Source organism: Rhodopseudomonas pentothenatexigens (assembly GCF_900218015.1).
Taxonomy (GTDB): Bacteria; Pseudomonadota; Alphaproteobacteria; order Rhizobiales; family Xanthobacteraceae; genus Rhodopseudomonas; species Rhodopseudomonas pentothenatexigens.
Genome location: NZ_UFQQ01000061.1, coordinates 1 through 2474 on the forward strand (window position 1 = coordinate 1; position 2474 = coordinate 2474).

Below are 2474 nucleotides of genomic sequence, written 5' to 3' on the forward strand. Positions count from 1 at the left end.
TGTGAATCGGCGTGGAATAAGGACCCCGTTTTCGGGGTGATCGGCGTCCAATCGGGACCCCTGGGACAGAGGGGCCACATTGGCTTCCATGTTCATGGAAGCCGAGGTTGGGATGCTGGTCGTGGAAACGATTGCGAAGATCCGCCGCGCATTTTTCGTCCAGGGGAAGCCGATCAAGGCGATCTGTCGTGAGCTGAAGCTGTCACGCAAGGTCGTCCGCAAGGTGATCCGGTCGGGAGCGACCGAGTTCCGGTACGAGCGAGGGACGCAGCCGCTTCCGAAGATCGGACCGTTGAAGGACGAACTCGACCGGCTGTTGTCGGTGAACGCGGACAAGGCGGCGCGCGAGCGACTGACGCTGATCCGGATCTTCGAAGAGCTGCGTGGTCGCGGATATGAGGGCAGCTACGACGCCGTGCGTCGCTATGCCCGGCGCTGGACCGAGACGCGCGGTCAGGCGACGGCGGCCGCCTATGTACCGCTGAGTTTTGCGCCCGGAGAAGCCTACCAGTTCGACTGGAGCCACGAAGTCGTTCTGCTGAACGGCGTCACGGTGATGGTCAAGGTCGCCCACGTCCGGCTTTGCCACAGCCGGATGCTGTTCGTGCGCGCCTAATCCACGCGAGACGCAGGAGATGGTGTTCGACGCCCATGACCGGGCGTTCGCGTTCTTCAAGGGTGGCTGCCGGCGCGGCATCTACGACAACATGAAGACGGCGGTCGAGGCGATCTTCGTCGGCAAGAACCGGCTCTACAATCGTCGCTTCCTGCAGATGTGCAGCCACTACCTCGTCGATCCGGTCGCTTGCACGCCGGCGTCGGGCTGGGAGAAGGGACAGGTCGAGAACCAGGTTGGCCTGGTCCGTGAGCGCTTCTTCACGCCGCGGCTGCGGTTCAAATCCTACGACGAGATGAACGCCTGGCTCGCCGACAAATGCATCGCCTACGCCAAGGCGCATCGCCATCCGGAGCAGACCGAGCGGACGGTCTGGGATGTATTCGAGGCCGAGCGGCCACAGCTTGTCCCTTACGCCGGTCGGTTCGACGGCTTCCATGCGGTGCCGGCGTCGGTGTCGAAGACCTGCTTGGTGCGGTTCGACAACAACAAATACTCGGTGGCCGCCAGTGCCGTCGGGCGCCCGGTGGAGGTCCATGCCTATGCCGATCGCATCGTGATCCGCCAGGACGGGCGGATCGTCGGCGAGCATCGTCGCGCCTTCGGCCGCGGCGACACGGTCTATGACCCTTGGCATTACGTGCCCGTGCTGGCGCGCAAACCTGGCGCCCTGCGCAATGGCGCGCCGTTCAAGGACTGGGTGCTGCCGGCGGCGATGGAGCGCGTGCGCCGCAAGCTCGCCGCGATCGACGACGGCAACCGGCAGATGGTCGATATCCTCGCCGCGGTGCTCACCGACGGGCTGCCCGCGGTCGAAGCGGCCTGCACCGAGGCGCTCAGTCACGGCGTCCACTCCGCCGACGTCATCCTCAACATCCTCGCCCGCAGGCGCAATCCCGGCCCGCCGGCAACGATCCTCACGCCGGCCGCGCTGACGCTCAATCACCCGCCGGTCGCCGATTGCGCGCGCTACGACAGTCTCAGGAGAAGCCTCTGATGGAACGCACCCAGATCTTCGAGTTCATGAACGAACTCAGGCTTTACGGCATGAAGGCCGCATTCGACGAGGTCATGGCCACCGCGGTCAAACGCCAGCACGAGCCGCAGCGCATCGTCGGCGACCTGCTCAAGGCCGAGATCAACGAGAAGCAGGCGCGTTCGATCAAATACCAGCTCACCATCGCCAAGCTGCCCTTGGCCAAGGACATCGACGGCTTTGAGTTCGACGGCACGCCGATCAACCAGACGCTGGTCAACGACCTCGCCGCCGGCGGCTTCCTCGAGCAGCAGCGCAACATCGTCCTGGTTGGCGGCACCGGCACCGGCAAGACCCATCTGGCGATCGCCATCGCCCGCAGCTGCATCCGCGCCGGCAGCCGCGGCCGCTTCTACAACGTCGTCGATCTCGTCAATCGGCTGGAGACCGAAGCCCGCAACGGCCGCCAGGGGCGGCTCGCCGATCACCTGACCCGCCTCGACTTCCTGATCCTCGACGAACTCGGCTATCTGCCCTTCGCCCAGTCCGGCGGCCAGCTCCTGTTCCACCTCGTCAGCCGGCTCTACGAACGCACCTCGATCATCGTCACCACCAATCTCGCCTTCGGCGAGTGGCCGACAGTCTTCGGCGATGCCAAGATGACCACGGCATTGCTCGACCGCCTGGCGCATCACTGCGACATCGTCGAAACCGGCAACGACAGCTGGCGCTTCAAGAGCCGCGCAGCCTGATCACCGCAAGCCGCTCACTCGCTACGGCGCTCGATGACAGCGCGCTCGCTCGCGGCTTGCTCGCGCCTCGTCATCCCGAGGGGTCCCTTTTGGACGCCGATACGGGGTCCCGATCCAATGCCGATTGACA

At 65.1% G+C, this 2474-nt stretch carries 1 protein-coding gene and 1 pseudogene; both read left to right on the forward strand.

Annotation, left to right across the window (positions count from 1 at the left end; all coding sequences use genetic code 11):
* Positions 1 to 112: 112 nt before the first annotated feature.
* Positions 113 to 1613 (forward strand): annotated as a pseudogene (gene istA, locus DWA33_RS24780) (IS21 family transposase).
* Positions 1613 to 2344, forward strand: a complete 732-nt coding sequence (gene istB / locus DWA33_RS24785) for an IS21-like element helper ATPase IstB (protein WP_114361127.1) — start codon at positions 1613 to 1615, stop codon at positions 2342 to 2344. The pseudogene istA and the gene istB overlap by 1 nt, the downstream one beginning before the upstream one ends.
* Positions 2345 to 2474 lie beyond the last annotated feature (130 nt).

Excerpts from the sequence above, each read along its gene's own strand:
- istB (WP_114361127.1), top strand. The coding sequence starts at position 1,613 with ATGGAACGCACCCAGATCTTCGAGTTCATGAACGAACTCAGGCTTTAC.